General features: G+C 74.8%; 16 protein-coding genes. 13 read left to right on the top strand and 3 right to left on the bottom strand.

What is annotated here, in order from left to right:
* From ACF9IK_RS20685 to ACF9IK_RS20715, 7 genes are all read left to right on the top strand, one after another.
* The gene (locus ACF9IK_RS20685) at nt 1-654 is read left to right on the top strand and encodes an HAD family hydrolase (RefSeq protein WP_395295658.1); all 654 of its coding nucleotides are present in this window, start codon (nt 1-3) and stop codon (nt 652-654) included.
* A gap of 124 nt (nt 655-778) precedes the next feature.
* Complete coding sequence (locus tag ACF9IK_RS20690; protein WP_395295659.1) at nt 779-2008, top strand: MFS transporter; 1230 nt, start codon at nt 779-781, stop codon at nt 2006-2008.
* Between the two features lie 171 nt (nt 2009-2179).
* Nucleotides 2180-3376: an acetoin utilization protein AcuC gene (locus tag ACF9IK_RS20695; protein WP_395295660.1), complete on the top strand. Its 1197-nt coding sequence runs from the start codon at nt 2180-2182 to the stop codon at nt 3374-3376.
* 249 nt (nt 3377-3625) lie between these two features.
* Nucleotides 3626-3835, top strand: coding sequence for a helix-turn-helix domain-containing protein (locus ACF9IK_RS20700; protein WP_148644250.1), 210 nt, complete (start codon nt 3626-3628; stop codon nt 3833-3835).
* A gap of 188 nt (nt 3836-4023) precedes the next feature.
* Entirely contained in the window at nt 4024-4122 is a 99-nt protein-coding gene (locus ACF9IK_RS20705) for a 30S ribosomal protein bS22 (RefSeq protein WP_003948845.1), read from the top strand.
* Nucleotides 4123-4315: 193 nt separating this feature from the next.
* On the top strand, nt 4316-5443 hold the full coding sequence (locus ACF9IK_RS20710) for an NAD-dependent epimerase/dehydratase family protein (RefSeq protein ID WP_395295661.1): 1128 nt from the start codon (nt 4316-4318) through the stop codon (nt 5441-5443).
* Nucleotides 5440-6450, top strand: coding sequence for a lysophospholipid acyltransferase family protein (locus ACF9IK_RS20715; protein WP_395295662.1), 1011 nt, complete (start codon nt 5440-5442; stop codon nt 6448-6450). Before ACF9IK_RS20710 ends, ACF9IK_RS20715 begins: the two co-directional genes overlap by 4 nt.
* A 120-nt stretch (nt 6451-6570) precedes the next feature.
* On the opposite strand, the gene ACF9IK_RS20720 is transcribed toward ACF9IK_RS20715, so the two are convergent.
* From ACF9IK_RS20720 to ACF9IK_RS20730, 3 genes are all read right to left on the bottom strand, one after another.
* On the bottom strand, nt 6571-7893 hold the full coding sequence (locus ACF9IK_RS20720; protein ID WP_395295663.1) for a DUF5667 domain-containing protein: 1323 nt from the start codon (nt 7891-7893) through the stop codon (nt 6571-6573).
* 301 nt (nt 7894-8194) lie between these two features.
* Complete coding sequence (locus ACF9IK_RS20725) at nt 8195-8977, bottom strand: ECF subfamily RNA polymerase sigma factor, BldN family (RefSeq protein ID WP_395298631.1); 783 nt, start codon at nt 8975-8977, stop codon at nt 8195-8197.
* Between the two features lie 633 nt (nt 8978-9610).
* Nucleotides 9611-10621, bottom strand: coding sequence for an HAD family hydrolase (locus ACF9IK_RS20730; RefSeq protein WP_395295664.1), 1011 nt, complete (start codon nt 10619-10621; stop codon nt 9611-9613).
* 140 nt (nt 10622-10761) lie between these two features.
* Here ACF9IK_RS20730 and ACF9IK_RS20735 point away from each other — a divergent pair, with 140 nt between their 5' ends.
* The 6 genes from ACF9IK_RS20735 (at nt 10762) to ACF9IK_RS20760 (ending at nt 17248) form a co-directional block, all read left to right on the top strand.
* Complete coding sequence (locus tag ACF9IK_RS20735) at nt 10762-11046, top strand: glutaredoxin family protein (RefSeq protein ID WP_395295665.1); 285 nt, start codon at nt 10762-10764, stop codon at nt 11044-11046.
* Nucleotides 11047-11235: 189 nt separating this feature from the next.
* Nucleotides 11236-12171 carry a 3'-5' exonuclease gene (locus tag ACF9IK_RS20740; protein WP_395295666.1) on the top strand — a complete coding sequence of 312 codons (936 nt, stop codon included), beginning with the start codon at nt 11236-11238 and terminating at the stop codon, nt 12169-12171.
* Between the two features lie 101 nt (nt 12172-12272).
* Nucleotides 12273-13166 carry a redox-sensing transcriptional repressor Rex gene (locus ACF9IK_RS20745; protein ID WP_395295667.1) on the top strand — a complete coding sequence of 298 codons (894 nt, stop codon included), beginning with the start codon at nt 12273-12275 and terminating at the stop codon, nt 13164-13166.
* A gap of 31 nt (nt 13167-13197) precedes the next feature.
* Entirely contained in the window at nt 13198-14532 is a 1335-nt protein-coding gene (locus ACF9IK_RS20750; RefSeq protein ID WP_395295668.1) for a glutamyl-tRNA reductase, read from the top strand.
* A 41-nt stretch (nt 14533-14573) separates the two neighbouring features.
* A complete protein-coding gene (gene hemC / locus ACF9IK_RS20755; protein ID WP_395295669.1) occupies nt 14574-15584 on the top strand; it encodes a hydroxymethylbilane synthase in 1011 nt (336 codons plus the stop codon).
* Nucleotides 15581-17248: a uroporphyrinogen-III synthase gene (locus ACF9IK_RS20760; RefSeq protein WP_313764321.1), complete on the top strand. Its 1668-nt coding sequence runs from the start codon at nt 15581-15583 to the stop codon at nt 17246-17248. The genes hemC and ACF9IK_RS20760 overlap by 4 nt, the downstream gene beginning before the upstream one ends.
* Nucleotides 17249-17276: the final 28 nt, after the last annotated feature.

Here is a 17276-nt window from a genome sequence, read left to right on the forward strand (position 1 = left end):
GTGTCCTACGAACTGGTGATCTTCGACAACGACGGCGTCCTGGTGGACAGTGAGCCGCTCTCCAACCGGGCGCTCGCCGAGTACCTCACCGAGCTCGGGTACCCGACGACCGTCGAGGACTCGTACCGGGACTTCATGGGGAGTGCCGCCCACCGGATCCACGACGTGATCGCCGAGCGGTACGACGGAGCGAAGCTGCCGGACGGTTTCGACGAGCTGTTCCACGCCCGGGTGTTCGCGGCCTTCGCCGAGGAGCTCACCGCCGTGCGCGGCGCGGAGACGCTGCTGAAGGAGCTCCGGCAGCGCTCCGTGCCGTACTGCCTGGCCTCCTCGGCGCACCACACGTGGATCCGCACCGCGCTCGACCTCACCGGCCTGCGCGGGCACCTCGCCGAGGAGCGGATCTTCAGTGCCCAGGACGTCGGCGTCGGCAAGCCCGCGCCCGACCTCTTCCTGCACGCCGCCCGCACTCTCGGGGCCGACCCGGCCCGCTGCCTGGTGCTGGAGGACAGCGTCAACGGCGTGCTGGCCGCCCGGGCCGCCGGGATGGACGTGTACGGCTACACCGCGCTCACCGATCCGGCCGAGCTGCTGGCGGCCGGTGCCACCGGGCTGATCGCCGACCTGGCCGAGGTGCCCGCGCTGCTCGGCTGAGCGGTCGCGGGGGCGGGCCCCCCCCCCCCCCCCGCGACCGCGCGTTGCGCAACCCCTCCCCAAAAGCGGCGGCACCGCCTACGCTCTCGCCAACATCGTCGTACCGGCCGGTAGCGAGGTCCGCATGAGTGCCGCGAGTACCGTGATCACGCCCCGCCTGCGCCAGGGCCGGGCGGCGCTCGCCGTGGGCTTCCTGCTGCAGGGCACCACCTTCGCGCTGCTGGTCACCTGCATCCCCGAACTGCAGGACCGGTACGGGCTGAGCGACGCGCTGCTGCCGGTATTCCTGGCCGCCGTGCCGATCCTGGCCGGCGTCGGGTCGATCGCCTCCGAGCAACTGGTCCGGCGGACCGGCGCGCGGGCGGTGCTGCGGGTCGTCCAGCCCGTGGTCTGCCTCACCCTGGCCGGTGTCGGCTTCGGTGACGAGCTCTGGCAACTCGCGCTCGCCCTGGGTGCGTTCGGCCTCCTGGTCGGCGCGCTGGACGCCAGTATGAACATGCTCGGGGTGGGCCTGCAGCACCACTACGGCCGCTCGGTCATGATCGGCTTCCATGCCGCGTTCAGCCTCGGCGGCATCCTCGGTGCGGCGCTGGCCGGCCTCGGCTCGCACTACGACGCCGGTCTGCCGGTGCTGTTCGGCACCGCGGCCGCCGTGATCGCCCCGCTCGCCGTGCTGGCCGGCACCCTCCCCCGGCCCTCGGCCGCGGGGACCCCCACCGCCGGGCCGGCCGAACCCGGCGACGTCGTCCGGGAGGCCGCCGAGGCCGCCGCCCGGTCGATCCCGTGGCGCCCGCTGCTGCCGCTCTGCCTGGCGATGGCCTTCGCGTACATCGCGGACGCCTCCGTCTCCAACTACAGCGTCAAGTACCTCACCGACGGCCTGCACAGCCCCGAGGACGTCGCCAAGCTCTCCTACCTCGGCTACATGGTGGCGATGCTGCTCGGCCGGGCCGTCGGGGACCGCGCGGTGCAGCACTGGGGCGCCGTCCCGGTGGTGAGGGCCGGGGCCGCGCTGGCCGCGCTGGGCTTCGCGGTGGCCGCCGCCGCGCCCGGGGCCTGGGCCGGGATCGCCGGGTTCACCGTCCTCGGCCTCGGCATCTGCGCGATCATCCCTCAGGTGTTCGCGGCCGGCGGGCGGCTCTTCCCGGCCGACTCGGACGCCGCCGTGGCCCGGCTCAACCTGTTCAACTACGCCGGCTTCCTGGTCGGTTCGCCGCTGGTCGGTGCGATCGCGGACGCCAGCTCGTACCGCTGGGCGCTGCTCGCGCCGATGCTGCTGGTCCTGGCGGTGCTGCCGCTGGCCGGCCGGTTCGCCCCGGCCCCCGCGCCCGTCCCGGTGCCGGCGGTGGCCTGACGCCGGGTCCGCGCCACCGCCGTCATCCCCGCCCCCGCGCAGGCGACAGCCGCGGCTCCCGCACCGGTACCCGCACGCGACGGACGGCCCGCTGGCAACGGCGACGGGGCGCGCGCCCGGCGGTGCGCCCCTGGCGGCCTTCCCACGGCCGCGACGCACTACGGTGGGGCCATGCCCGAAGCCGAGCGTGACACCCCCTGCGGCCTGCACCTCTTCTGGGACGAGGCGGTCACCGCCTACGACTTCGGTCCCGGCCACCCGATGGACCCGACCCGCCTGGCGCTCACCATGCGCCTGGTGGAGGCGCTTGGACTGGACGCCGGCCCGGGCGTGACCGTCCGGGCCGCACCGCCGGCCGGCGAGTCCACCCTCCACCTGGTGCACACCCGCGCCTACGTGGAGGCGGTCAAGTACGCCGCCGACCACCCCGACCAGTCGGACCGGCGGCACGGCCTCGGCACCGATGACAACTGGGGCTTCCCGGCCGTCCACTCCGCCTCCGCGCTGATCGCCGGCCAGTCGGTGGCCGCCGCCGAGGCCGTCTGGCGCGGCGAGACCCCGCACGCCGTCAACTTCGCCGGCGGCCTGCACCACGCCATGCCCGGCCGGGCCTCCGGCTTCTGCATCTACAACGACCCCGCGCTCGCCATCGCCCGGCTGCTCGAACTCGGCGCCGAGCGGGTCGCCTACGTCGACGTCGACGTCCACCACGGCGACGGCGTGCAGGAGGCGTTCTGGGACGACCCCCGGGTGCTCACCGTCTCGCTGCACGAGCACCCCGCCACGCTCTTCCCGCAGACCGGCTGGGCCACCGAGACCGGCGGGCCCAACGCCCCCGGCTCGGCGGCCAACCTGCCGCTGCCGGCCGGCACCGGAGACGCCGGCTGGCTGCGCGCCTTCCACGCGCTCGTCCCCGAACTGCTGGCGGCCTTCCGCCCGCAGGTCCTGGTCACCCAGCACGGCGCGGACACCCACCTGGCGGACCCGCTCGCCCACCTCGCCGTCACCGTGGACGCCCAGCGCCTGATCGCCGAGGAGTTGCACGGCCTCGCCCACCGGTACGCCGACGGCCGCTGGATCGCCCTCGGCGGGGGTGGCTACGCCGTGGTCGACGTCGTCCCGCGGAGCTGGACCCACCTGGTCGCCACCGCCGCCGGCAGACCCGTCGACCCGGCGGCCGAGACCCCGGGGTCATGGCGCGCCGAGGTCCTGCGGCGCACCGGCCGCCCGGCCCCGCCGCGGATGACCGACGGCGCCCGGCCGTCCTGGCGGGACTTCGACGCGGGTTACGATCCGGCCGACCGCCTCGATCAGGCGATCCTGGCCGCCCGCCGCGCCGTCCTGCCGCACCACGGCCTGCTGCCCTGACCCGCGCCGGTCCGGGCGGGCCGAACGCCGGCCCCCGGTTGTGAAGATGCCGGTCGGTGCGCACGCCCGCTAGTGCAGACCGCCTAGCGACTACGTACTGCAACAGTCCTATCTCTCACCGTACGAGGACTGCGCTTCCCCCTCTTCCCACTGGTACCACCCATAACTACTCTGGGGATACACGTGTGCCGGTGGAGTCACCGGAGGGGAAGCCGGTGCCTTGCACACGGGTAAGGGTCGGTGATGGTCATGAGTTCCGGCGAACGCCCCCTGCAGGAAGTCGTCTTCCTGACCGTGGCCGAGGTGGCCGCGGTCATGCGGGTGTCCAAGATGACGGTGTACCGGTTGGTGCACAGCGGAGAGCTGCCGGCCATCCGGGTCGGGCGGTCCTTCCGGGTGCCCCAGCAGGCGGTGCACGAGTACCTGAAGGAGTCCTACGTGCGGCTTGAGAGCGCGTAGGACCGGTCGACGGGGCGGGGTCACAGCCGGTGGCCCCCGCACCCGTTCGCCCCGGATTTCCCCCGAGTTCGCCGTTCCGGGGGAGCACGATTACGGCCCTGGCCGGACGGACGGTAGGCTAGGCCCTCCGTCAGTCGTATGGACTCCGTCTCTCACGGGCGCGAGTCTTAGTGAGCGAGGGTTGTTCCGTGGGCTCTGTCATCAAGAAGCGTCGCAAGCGTATGGCCAAGAAGAAGCACCGCAAGCTTCTGAAGAGGACCCGCGTGCAGCGTCGCAACAAGAAGTAAGCGCCCCCGGCCGCGCGCCTCGCGCGCCCGGCGCTTCCACCGCCCGCCCAGGCCTGCCGGCCTGGGCGGGCGGTGTCATTTCCGGGCGGCGTCACTTGCCCGCGGCGCCGGGCGGTGTCACTTCCCGGCCCGGCCGGGTGGCGCGGTACGGTGCACGCAGGGCCGTGGCGGCCGAGGAATGGGGTGCAGCACTGTGGGGATGGTCGTGCTCGTCACCGGCGTGTCCCGCCGGCTCGGCGCCCGGTTCGTCGCCGAGCTCCGACGCCGGCCCGGCGTCGACCTGGTGGTCGGCGTGGACGTGCAGCCGCCCCGGCTGCCGGTCGAGGAGCCGGCGGAGCCCGCCGCCCCGTACCGGTTCCAGCAGCTCGACCTGCGCCGGCCCGCGGTGGCCCGGGTGATCGCCGAGCACCGCGTCGACACCGTCGTCCACCTGGCGGTGAGCGCCACCGGCCTGGGCTCCACCAACCGCGCCGCCGTCAAGGAGTCCAACGTCATCGGCACCATGCAGCTGCTCGGTGCCTGCCAGAAGGCCCCGGGGGTGCGCCGGCTGGTGGTGAAGTCGACCACCGGCGTGTACGGCTCGGCACCGCGCGACCCGGCGGTGTTCACCGAGCGGACCCAGCCCAAGAACCTCCCGGGCGGCGGCTTCGCCAAGGACGCGGTCGAGGTCGAGGGCTACGTCCGCGGCTTCGCCCGGCGCCGCCCGGACGTCGCGGTCACCGTGCTGCGGTTCGCCAACATCGTCGGCCCCGGAGCGGACACCCCGCTCAGCGAGTACTTCGCACTGCCGGTGCTGCCCACCGTGCTCGGCTACGACCCGAGGCTGCAGTTCGTCCACGAGGACGACGCGCTCGCGGTCCTCGCCCGGGCGGCGGCCGAGCCGGAGCCCGGCACCGTCAACACCGGCACCTTCAACGTGGCGGGGGAGGGGGTGCTGCTGCTCTCCCAGTGCGCCCGCCGGCTCGGCCGGCCGACCCTGCCGCTGCTGCTGCCCGCGATCAGCTGGATGGCCGGGCTGGCCCGGCAGACCAGGATGGTCGACTTCTCCCCCGAGCAGCTGCGGCTCCTCACCCACGGCCGGGTGGTGGACACCACCGCGCTGCGCGACACCTTCGGCTACCGGCCGCGCTTCACCACCCCGGAGGCGTTCGCCGACTTCGCCGCCGCGCAGAGCACCGGGCTGCTGCCGCCCGAGCGGCTGACCGCCGTCACCGACCGGCTGGGCGCGCTGCTGGGGCCGGAGCGCACCCCGGGCGCCCACCCGGCGCGCCAGGCCCCCCCCGAACCGTCCCCGTCGACCCAGGAGCTGAACCCGCGATGAGTGCCGCAGCCGAGAACGCGCCGGGCGAGGCCAAGGTCATCCCGATCGAGTCCGCGCCGAGCTGGAGCGAGCCCGAGCGGCCCGCCGGCCTGGCCGACCGGCTCGCCGGGGCCGTCGGCGGGGCGCTGGCCGGGCCGCTCGGCCCGGCCGCCACCCGGCTGTTCGGCAAGGGCTGGGAGGGCCGGGCCGCCGACGGCCTCTCCTTCCTGCGCCGCCGGATCACCGGCGACTACGAGGTGGACGAGTTCGGCTTCGACCGGGAGCTCACCGAGGAGGTGCTGCTCGGGATGCTGCGGCCGCTCGCCGAGAAGTACTTCCGGGTCGAGGTGCGCGGGATCGAGAACATCCCGGCCGAGGGCGGCGCACTGCTGGTGGCCAACCACTCGGGGACGATCCCGCTGGACGCCCTGATGACGCAGGTCGTCATCCACGACCACCACCCCGCGCGGCGGTACCTGCGGATGCTCGCCGCCGACCTGGTGTTCGTGCTGCCCGGCGTCAACGAGCTGGCCCGCAAGGCCGGCCACACGCTCGCCTGCAACGAGGACGCCCAGGCGCTGCTGGAGCGCGGCGAGCTGGTCGGGGTCTGGCCGGAGGGCTTCAAGGGCATCGGCAAGCCGTTCTCCGAGCGGTACAAGCTCCAGCGGTTCGGGCGCGGGGGCTTCGTCTCCTCGGCGCTGCGGGCCCGGGTGCCGATCGTTCCCTGCGCGATCGTCGGGGCGGAGGAGACCTATCCGATGATCGGCAACTTCAAGACGCTGGCCCGGCTGCTCGGCCTGCCGTACGTGCCGATCACGCCGACCTTCCCGTGGCTCGGGCCGCTCGGTGCGGTGCCGCTGCCGACCAAGTGGATCATCCAGTTCGGCGAGCCGATCGCCACCGACCGGCACCCGGCGGAGGCGGCGGACGACCCGATGCTGGTCTTCGACCTGGCCGACGAGGTGCGGGAGACCATCCAGCACACGCTCTACAAGCTGCTGGTGCAGCGTCGGTCGGTCTTCTTCTGACGAACGGCCCGGCTCGCCCTGCCCGCCCGGCCCGCTGCGCAGCGGGCCGGGAACGGCGGAGGGGCCCGGCGAACGCTAGAAACCGCCACGTCGCCGGGCCCCTCCGCCTGCGTCGGCCCGTCAGCCGCCGAGGATCCGCAGGCCGGGCAGCAGCCCGGGGATCAGCGGAGGCACGTCGACGCCCTGCTGCGTGCCGCTGCCGTCACCGGTGGCCGCAGTCGGCGTGCCCGACGGCTGCGGGGCCTGCGCGGGCGCCGGGTCGGCGCTCGGCGAGGGCTTGGTGCCGGGGAGGCCACTGGTGAGGTCGTCCACCAGCCCGCCGACCGCGTCCGAGGCGCTGCTGGGCAGGCTGCTCGGCGCCGCTCCGCCGCCGGCCGCCGCACCGGCGCCGGGCGTGCTGGCCCCGGCGGACGGCGCCTGCTCGGTGCTGCCGGCCTTGCCGTTGCCGGCCGTGCCGCCGGATCCGCCGTTGCGGTCCGGTCCGGAGCCTGCGGCCGGGGTGCCGTCGACGGCCGGGGCCTCGGCCGGGCTGCCGCCGTCCGCCGGGCCGCCCGTCGCGCCGCCCGCCCCGGAGCCGGCCGGGCTGCCGCTCTTGGCGGGCGGCTGGGCCAGATGCAGGGGCGCGACGTCCTCGCTTATGTCGTCGAAGAGCTGGTCGACGAGGTGGGCCTGCGAGATCAGCTGGACCGGGAGCCTGCTCTGCAGCTCGGCCCAGTGGCCGTCCTCGTCCTGGGCGAAGCCGGCCAGCGTGCGCATCGGGTCGAGCGAGCCGTTGCTCCGGTAGACCGAGCGCAGCAGGTCGCGGCCCTTGAGGGCGTCGGCGTGCATGTCGTCCAGTGCCTTGCGGACCCGCTCGACGGTGCCCGGACTGAGTGCGGCCGCGTCCGACCGGCCGACCAGGCTCTTGGCCTCGCCGAGCCGGGTGGCGGCGTTGTCGAGCAGCAGCTCGCCGCGCTCGGTGTCCGAGCCGGCGAGGTCGAGCCGGAGCCCTTCGAGGCCGCGCTTCATGCCGTACAGCGTGTCCCCGGGAAGGGCGTTGGAGCTCGCGGCGGCCGCGCCGGCGAAGCTGCCCACGGCGAGGCCGGCGACCAGGCCGCCGATCGCGAACCGGCGGCTCCACCGGCCGCGCGGCGCCCCGCGGAGCGCCCGGTGCCTGCGCTGCCGGGGCACCACGGCGCCCGTCCCGCCGGCGAAGACCTGCTCGAACGCGGCCATCAGCTGGGCGCGTTGGACGATCCGGACATCCGCGTCCAGCGCCGGTCCCGGCAGTGCCCCTAGAGCGCCCGCCAGGTCGACCAGTTCGGCCGTCGCGGTCGAACCGGCGCCGATGGCGGCGGCGTTGGCCGATCCGGCCGCGGTGGCGCCGCGTTGCTCTGCCTGGTGGGCCTCCAGCGCCTCGGCGAAGGCCTTCGCCCGCCGGTGCTCCAGCACGTTTGCCGTCACGGGCCACACCTCCCTTCGTCGTTGTCGACACCCCGGCCTGCCGGACGGTTGCCTCGGCGGGCCAAAGCCACTCCATCGGGTGAGAGGTCGCAATTCGACTTGACCGTACGCCTGGTGGGGGCTTGCACGCTGGCCAACGAGTGGTGCGGGCGGTCGGTTACGCACGGCTGATCATCGGACCGACCGTTCACCCGGACGTGTCGGACCGGCACCGACGGTGACGGTCCTCGGGTTGTTCCGGCTATTCCACAGGGGGTTTCACCGGCGCTGCCGCCGGCCCCGGCCCCGGTCCTGGTACCGCTCACCGCGCGTCGGGCGGCAGGAGGCGGGCCAACGTCCGCACCGCGCGGTACTGGAGGGTCTTGATGGCGCCCTCGTTCTTGCCCATGATCCGGGCCGTCTCGGCGACCGAGAGGCCCTGCAGGAAGCGGAGGGTGACGCACTCCTGCTGCTGCGGGTTGAGCCGTCGGACGGCCTCCAGCAGGGCGGCGTTGGAGAGCGACTCCAGCACCGACTCCTCGGGGCTGCGCTCGCACTCGTTGGAGTCGAGCATCTCGCCGGTGGTGACCTCCAGCCGGAACCGGCTGGACTTGAAGTGGTCGGCCACCAGGTTGCGGGCGATGGTCACCAGCCAGGCGCCGAAGTCCCGGCCCTGCCAGGTGAAGGTGCCGATCCGGCGCAGCGCGCGCAGGAACGTCTCGCTGGTGAGGTCCTCGGCGGTGGCCCGGCTGCCGACCCGGTAGTAGATGTAGCGGTAGACGGTGTCCGCGTAGTGGTCGTACAGGCGGCCGAAGGCCTCGCTCTCCCCGGCCTGGGCCCGCTCGACCAGCTCCATGATCGGGTTGTGTTCGGTCTCGAATCCGGGGCTCGGGGCGGTCCGGGTGCGGCTGCGGCCGCCCGTGCCGGTCCCGGTCCGGCCGCGTGCGCCGGCGCCGGTGGAGCCGGCCGCGGTGGTGCGCAGCGCCAGGCCGGGGGGGTGGGTCGGCCCGTAGCCGATCGAGGCGCCGGCGGGGACCAGTTGGGGGGTGGTGGCGGCGAGCTGGCTGCGGAGCAGGGTGCGCAGCAGCTCCAGGCCGGTGGAGATCTGCCGGGCGGACGCCGGCCGGCCGCGGAGGCTGGTGCGGGAGCGCAGGGGCGCGGGCGACGGGCGGGAGGGTGCAGGCGCGTCGTTCCGGACGGGTGGGTACACGGGACTCCCAGAGGCAGAACTGTGGACGGATCACCTCCGCCTGCGCGGAGAGCACGCCGGCGCCGCCCGGTCGCGAGGGGCGGGTGGGTGACGTGCATCCAGGAGAGAATAACGCTTTGTGCAATGACAGCTACACCGTGTGGTCGAAGTGGTCGTTTGGGATCCGCATCGCCTGCATATTCGGCCGACACTGACCGAAGATGTCGTCGTTCATCCGGCTCAACGTGATCGAACGGGTGCGCTGGGTGACCAATTCGGTGGCCGGGCGGGCGGTTTCCCCGGGGTTGGCCTCGGTAACCCCCGACTTTCCCGGTCTGGCGAACGATCAGAACCGGTCGCCGGCTTGCAGGTTCGGTCATGGGGGTCGGGCCGGCCCGTGGAACGGGCGGATTCGCCCGTACGGGCGGGCTGGTCAGCGTGCGGATTGACGGACGGTCACTCCCGCAGGGGGTCCGGGCCGCCGCGCTCGGGCGGTGGCCCGCGGCGGTCCGGGAGCGGCCCGAGGCGGACCGGTGGGGGCCCGCCGCGTCAGGCGCGGTGCCGGCGGTGCAGCGCGACCCCGGCCGCCGCCGCACCCGCGGCCACGCCGAGCGCGGCCGCCGCCGGCAGGCCCACCCGGGCCGCCTTGCGTCCGGTCCGGAAGTCCCGCACCCGCCAGCCCTGCGCCCGGGCGTGCCGGCGCAGCGCGCCGTCCGGGTTCACCACGTACGGGTGGCCGACCAGTGAGAGCATCGGGATGTCGTTGGCCGAGTCGCTGTAGGCGGCGCAGCGGTCCAGGTCGAGCCGCTCGCGGCGGGCCAGCGACCGGACGGCGGCGGCCTTGGCCGGTCCGTGGAGCAGGTCCCCGACCAGCCGGCCGGTGTAGGCGCCGTCGTGGGCCTCGGCGACGGTACCGAGCGCGCCGGTCATGCCGAGCCGTCGGGCGATGATCCGGGCCACCTCCAGCGGGGCGGCCGTCACCAGCCAGACCCGCTGGCCGGCGTCCAGGTGCATCTGGACCAGGGCGCGGGTGCCGGGCCAGATCTTGTCCGCGACGACCTGCTCGAACACCTCCTCGCAGAGCGCTTCGAGGTCGGCGGTCCGCTTGCCGGCGACCAGGCCGAGCGCGGTGTGCTGGGCGTCGGCCATGTGGTCCGGGTCCTCGGCGCCGTGCAGCCGGAACCACGCCTGCTGCCAGGCGAACCGGGCGATGTCGCGGCGGGTGAGGAGGCCGTGGCGGTAGAGGCCGACGCCGAGGTAGAAGATCGCCGCGCCGCGCAGGATGGTGTTGTCGCAGTCGAAGAAGGCGGCGGCGCGCGGGTCGCCCGGCTCGGGCGTGTGGTTCCCGGCGGGCGCCTTGGGGGCCTTGCCGGCCCGTCCGGGCGCGGCGTCCCGGGCCGGGGTGCTCTGCTCGGCGGGCGCGGTCCACCGGCCGACGGGAGGGGCGCCCGGGTCGGCCTTCAGCGCGGCCTCCGCGGCCTCGGCCGCGGCCTCGCCCGCCAGGGCGGTCTGCGCGCTGGTGGGGCGCCTTGCCTGGGTGAGCCTTCGGAGCACGGCCATGGCATCGAGCATAGCCAGCCGGGCGTGGAGCGGCCGTGACGGCGGCGTGCCCGAGGAGTGAACAGCGCGCTGCCCGTCCGTGGCCGCCGCGAGCCCCCGGGCGGCGCCGGCGCGGGTGTAAGCAGGCGCACAATAGCCGGGTGAGTCCTCTGCTGCGACGTGACAAGAACCCGAGCCCGAAGCCGTCCGACCGGACCGTGACCCTGGTCGGCAAGCCGGGCTGCCACCTGTGCGACGACGCCCGGGAGGTGATCGTCCGGGTGGCCGGGGAACTGGGCGCGGCCTTCGAGGAGAAGGACATCACGCAGGACGAGGAGCTGTACCGCAAGTACTGGGAGCAGATCCCGGTGACCCTGGTCGACGGCCGCCAGCACGACTTCTGGCGGGTCGACGAGCGCCGGCTGCGGTCCGCCCTCGGCGCGTAGGGCCCGCCTCGGCCCCGGCCCGGCCGGCCGGGCGGGCGCACGGTACCGTCGACCCCCGCCGACCGGCGGGGGCGGTTCGCCGAATCGTTGTGAAGAATCGCGTGCACGGCCTGGGGCGCCCGGTGTTCGTCGGCTTACGATCGAACGCGTTTGCGCCCGTGGGGGGCTGAGCACGCGAGGAGTGCCGCCATGCTTCCCGGCCCGACACCAGGGACGCCCCTCGCCCCGACCGGGGCCGGGGGCTTCGCGGTGGTGGACGTGGAGACGACCGGCCGCAGTCCGTGGCGGCATCGGGTGGTCGAGGTGGCCGTCGTGCTGCTGGACGAGCGCCTTCGTCCTGAGGCCGAGTTCTGTACCCTGTTGGACCCGCTGGGCCCGGTCGGCCCGACCCACGTGCACCGGATAGCCCAGGCCGACGTCGAGGGCGCGCCCCGGTTCCGCGAGATAGCCCCGCGGTTGCTGGAGCTGCTGGCCGGGCGGGTGCTGGTGGGGCACCACGTGACCTGTGACCACGCCTTCCTCGACCGCGAATTCGCCCGGATCGGCGTGCCGCTGCCGTCGGTCCCGCTGCTCTGCACCATGCGGCTGGCCCGCGACCACCTGCCGGAGGCCCGCGGCTTCGGGCTGGCGGCCTGCGTCGAGGCGGCCGGGCTCGGCCGGTTCCCGGCGCACACCGCCCTGGGTGACGCTCGGGCCACCGCCGACCTGCTCCGGCACTGTCTGGGGGCGGCGTCCTGCCCGCCGGAGGACTGGGCGGTGCCCCTGTGCGAGGCGGCGCGGGTGCCGTGGCCGCGGCTGGGCCGGGCGCGCTCGCGCCAGTCCGGCGAGCCGGTGCTGCTGGTGCGGCGCGACCCGCTGCCCGGCCCGCACCCCGGTGCGCTGTCCGAGCCGATCGGCGAGCCGGCCTGCGACCCGCTGCCCGGGTTCCCGGTGCAGCCGTCCGGGTCCGCCTCCGACCACCGCTCCGATCAACCTTCGGGCGAGCGCTCCGGCCAGCGCTCCGAGCAGCCGCACCAGGTGCCGGAGGGGTCCCCGCGCGGCCCTGCGTACGGCCTTCGGCCGCCCCGGGCGCGGCCCCCGGCGGAGGTCCGGAAGGGGACCGGTGCTATGGGGTCGTCGGCGTGATGCGCATCACTGTGCGGGGACAAATCGGACACCATCTTTGTGCACACGTTCACAAACGCATAGCCTGGCTGCCAAAGCCCAGCTTCACCCACAGGAGCACCGTGGCAATCGGCCGATCACCACAGAGCAGTTCGCAGACGCCCGACCAGGGTGCCGCGCGCCGACCCTCGCGTGCCCGGGGCATCCCGGAGGCGACCGTCGCCCGCCTGCCCCTCTACCTGCGGGCCCTCACCGCGCTCTCCGAGCGCTCGGTGCCGACCGTCTCCTCGGAGGAGCTGGCGGCCGCCGCGGGCGTGAACTCCGCGAAGCTGCGCAAGGACTTCTCCTACCTCGGCTCCTACGGCACCCGTGGTGTCGGCTACGACGTCGAGTACCTCGTCTACCAGATCTCCCGTGAGCTGGGTCTCACCCAGGACTGGCCGGTCGTCATCGTCGGCATCGGGAACCTCGGCCACGCGCTCGCCAACTACGGCGGGTTCGCCTCCCGCGGCTTCCGGGTGGCCGCCCTGCTGGACGCCGACCCGGCCGTGGTCGGCACCAGCGCAGCCGGCCTCCCGGTGCGCCACATGGACGAACTGGAGTCCATCGTGGAGAGCCAGCACGTCTCGATCGGCGTGATCACCACCCCGCCGGGCGCCGCCCAGCAGGTCTGCGACCGGCTGGTCGAGGCCGGCGTCACCAGCATCCTGAACTTCGCGCCGACCGTGCTGACCGTCCCGGACGGCGTGGACGTGCGCAAGGTGGACCTCTCCATCGAGCTGCAGATCCTGGCCTTCCACGAGCAGCGCAAGGCCGGCGACGAGCCGGACCGCACCGAGTCCGTGCTCGACCGCGCCCCCGGCCCGGTCCGCGCGGCCGCGGCCAAGCTGCGCCGGGCGGCCGGCGGCAACGGCAAGGCCCGCGCGGCCGAGCCCGCGGCCAAGGACGCCGACCCGGGGACGACCAAGCCCGGCAAGGGCGGCGAGGGCGAGCTCTCCGCGGTGATGCCGGCATGAGCACCGAGATCCGTGGCACCTGGGGGCGGGCGTGAGTCTTCTCGTCGTTGGACTGAGCCATCGCACCGCCCCGGTCGGCGTGCTGGAGCGCGCCGCCCTGACCGGTGAGGCCCCGACCCGGCTCCTGCACGACGCCTCGGCCACCGCCACCGTGGCCGAGGCGGCGCTGCTGAACACCTGCAACCGGATCGAGCTCTACGCGGACGTGGACAAGTTCCACGCCGGCGTCGCCGAGCTGTCACTGCTGCTGGCCCACCACAGCGGGGTGGACCTGGAGGAGCTGACCTCCCACCTCTACGTGCACTACGAGGACCGCGCCGTCCACCACCTCTTCTCGGTGGCCTGCGGCCTGGACTCGATGGTGGTCGGCGAGGGCCAGATCCTCGGTCAGCTGCGCGACGCGCTGGCCACCGCGCAGGACGAGCACACCGCCGGCCGCGGCCTGAACGAGCTGTTCCAGCAGGCCCTGCGGGTCGGCAAGCGCGCGCACAGCGAGACCGGCATCGACAAGGCGGGGCAGTCCCTGGTGACGTTCGGCCTGGAGCAGGTCGCGGCCGGCGCGGGCGCGATCGCGGGCAAGCGGGCCCTGGTGGTCGGTGCCGGCTCGATGAGCTCGCTGGCCGCCGCCACCCTGGTCCGCTCCGGCGTGACCGACCTGCTGATCGCCAACCGGACCCCGGAGCGCGCCGAGCGCCTGGTCGAGATCCTCGGCGCCGACGTCGCGCGCACCGTCGAGCTCGCCAAGGTGCCCGAGGCCATGGCCGACGTCGACCTGGTGGTCTCCTGCACCGGCGCGGCCGGCGTGGTGATCCGGGCCGAGGACGTGGCGGCCGCCGTCGCGAGCCGCACGGCCGCCACCCCGCTCGCCCTGCTCGACCTCGCCATGCCGCGCGACGTCGACCACGCGGTGCACGAGCTGCCGGGCGCGCTCCTGGTCGACCTGGAGAGCCTCTCGCACGCCCACGCCGCCAGCCCCGGCGCCGGGGACGTCGACGCGGTCACCGGGATCGTGGCCGACGAGGTCGCGGCCTTCGGCGCCGCCCAGCGGGCCGCCCGGATCGCGCCGACCGTGGTCGCCCTCCGGGCGATGGCCTCCGACGTGGTCGCCGCCGAGCTGGGCCGCCTCGACTCCCGGCTGCCCGGACTGGACGACCGCTCCCGCGCCGAGATCACCCAGACCGTCCGCAGGGTCGTCGACAAGCTGCTGCACGCGCCGACCGTGCGGGTGAAGCAGCTCGCCGCCGAGCCCGGCGGGGCCTCCTACGCGGACGCCCTGCGCGAGCTGTTCGACCTCGACCCGGCGGCCGTGCACGCGGTCTCCGGCACCCCGATCGGCACCCAGCCCCCGGGCGGGGGCGCCAGATGAACCGTCAGCCATCCCACGAGTACCACCGGGACGATCACCTCATGAATGGTCAACCGCTCACCGACCAGGCTCCGGCCGACACCGCTCCGCTGCGGCTCGGCACCCGGCGCAGCGCGCTCGCCATGGCCCAGTCGGGCATGGTCGCCCGCGAGGTGACCCGGCTCACCGGGCGCCCCGTCGAGCTGGTGGAGATCACCACCTACGGCGACACCTCCCGGGAGGCGCTGGCGCAGATCGGCGGCACCGGCGTGTTCGTCTCCGCCCTGCGCGACGCGCTCCTGGAGGGCCGGATCGACTTCGCCGTGCACTCGCTGAAGGACCTGCCCACCGCCGAGCCCGCGGGCCTGGTGCTTGCCGCGGTGCCCGAGCGCGAGGACGTCCGCGACGCCCTGGTGGCGTGCGAGGGCCTGACCCTGGAGGAGCTGGCCGAGAAGCTCGCCGGCGCCGGCCGCGCCGCCCGGATCGGCACCGGCTCGCCGCGCCGGATGGCCCAGCTGAACGCCTGGGCCCGTGCCCGGGGCGCCCAGATCGAGACGGTCGCGATCCGCGGCAACGTGGACACCCGGATCGGCTTCGTCGCCTCCGGCGAGCTGGACGCGGTGGTACTGGCCACCGCCGGCCTGAACCGGCTCGGCCGCGCGACCGAGGTCACCGAGCACCTCGACCCGGAACTGATGATCCCGGCCCCCGGCCAGGGCGCGCTCGCCATCGAGTGCACCACCGCCGACCCCGCCCTGGCCGCCGCGCTCGCAGCCCTCGACCACGCCCCCACCCGGGTCGCGGTGGCCGCCGAGCGCGCGCTGCTGGCCACCCTGGAGGCCGGCTGCTCCGCACCGGTCGCCGGCCTGGCCACCTGGGGCCACCCGCACGAACTGCGGCTGGAGGGCGTGGTCGGCACCGCCGACGGCGCCACCCTGCTGAAGATGTCCGCCCACGGTCCGATCGTCCTCGACGAGACCGCCGAGCAGCAGGCGACGGCCCTCGGCCGAGCCCTTGCCGCCCGGCTGCTCGACGCGGGCGCGGCCGCCCTCATGGGGGAGCGAGCCCGATGAGCCCCACGACCGCCACCGACACCCCCTACCCGGCCGACAGCCCGTTCCCGGGTGCACCGGCCGCCGCCGGCCGGTGCACCTTCCTGGGCGCGGGCCCCGGGGACCCGGGCCTGCTGACCCTGCGTGCGGTCGAGGTACTGGCCTCGGCCGACGTCCTGGTCGCCGACCCGCTGACCGCGGCCGCCGTGCGCAGCCACTGTCCGGCCGGCGTACAGGTGCACACCCCCACCGCCGAGGGCGCCGACTTCGACCTGGCCAAGCTGGTCGCCGAGGCCGTCCGCAACGGCAAGCACGTGGTCCGCACCGTCGACGGCGACCCCGGCCTGGACGGCTGCGCCGCCGAGGAGATGCTCAGCTGCGCCGGCGACGGCATCGCCTTCGAGGTGATCCCGGGCGTCGCCCAGTCGGTCGGCGTACCGGCCTACGCGGGTGTGCCGCTGCGCGGCACCGGCGGCGCCGACGTCCGGTTCGTGGACGGCGGCGCGCTGCTCGCCGGCAGCCCGGTCGACCTCGGCGCACCGGAGACCACCCTGGTCGTCCGCACCACGCTGGGCCAGCTGCCGGCCACCGCCAACGCGCTGGTCTCCAACGGCCGCAAGCCGGACTCCGCGCTCAGCGCCACGCTCTCCGGCACCACCACCCGGCAGCGGACCTTCACCGCCACCCTGGCCACCATCGCGGCCGACCTGAAGGCGGCCCGGGTACTGCCCTCCCCGGTCTCCGCCCCGGTGGACCCGGCGACCTCGGTGATAGCCGTGGTCGGTGAGCAGGTCGCCCACCGCGCCTCGCACTCCTGGTTCGAGACCAAGCCGCTGTTCGGCTGGAACGTGCTGGTTCCGCGGACCAAGGAGCAGGCCACCGGCCTGTCCGAGCAGCTCCGCTCGTACGGCGCGGTGCCGCAGGAGGTGCCGACCATCGCGGTCGAGCCGCCGCGCACCCCGCAGCAGATGGAACGGGCGATCAAGGGCCTGGTCACCGGCCGCTACGAGTGGATCGCCTTCACGTCGGTGAACGCGGTGCGCGCCGTCCGGGAGAAGTTCGAGGAGTACGGCCTGGACGCCCGGGCGTTCGCCGGGATCAAGGTCGCCGCGGTCGGCGAGACCACCGCGCAGGCGCTGGTCGACTTCGGCGTGAAGCCGGACCTGGTGCCGTCCGGCGAGCAGTCCGCCGCCGGCCTGCTGGAGGACTGGCCGCCGTACGACCCGGTGTTCGACCCGATCGACCGGGTGCTGCTGCCGCGCGCCGACATCGCCACCGAGACCCTGGTGGCCGGCCTGGTCGAGCTCGGCTGGGAGGTCGACGACGTGACGGCGTACCGAACGGTGCGCGCTTCGCCGCCGCCGGCCGAGACCCGTGAGGCGATCAAGGGCGGCGGCTTCGACGCGGTGCTCTTCACCTCGTCCTCGACCGTGCGGAACCTGGTCGGCATCGCGGGCAAGCCGCACAACGTGACCGTGATCGCCTGCATCGGCCCGGCCACCGCCAAGACCGCCGAGGAGCACGGCCTGCGGGTCGACGTGATGGCCCCGGCCCCGTCGGCGGCCGCACTGGCCCAGGCGCTGGCAGACTTCGGGGCCAAGCGCCGCGACACCGCCACCGCGGCCGGCGAGCCGGTCTACCGGCCCAGCGAGCGCCGTCCCGGCTCGCGCCGCAAGGCCCGCTGAGGCGCCGGCCGAGAAGCATCCAGACCGG

Origin of the sequence: Kitasatospora hibisci, from assembly GCF_043950205.1 — a bacterium.
GTDB classification, from domain to species: Bacteria; Actinomycetota; Actinomycetes; order Streptomycetales; family Streptomycetaceae; genus Kitasatospora; species Kitasatospora hibisci.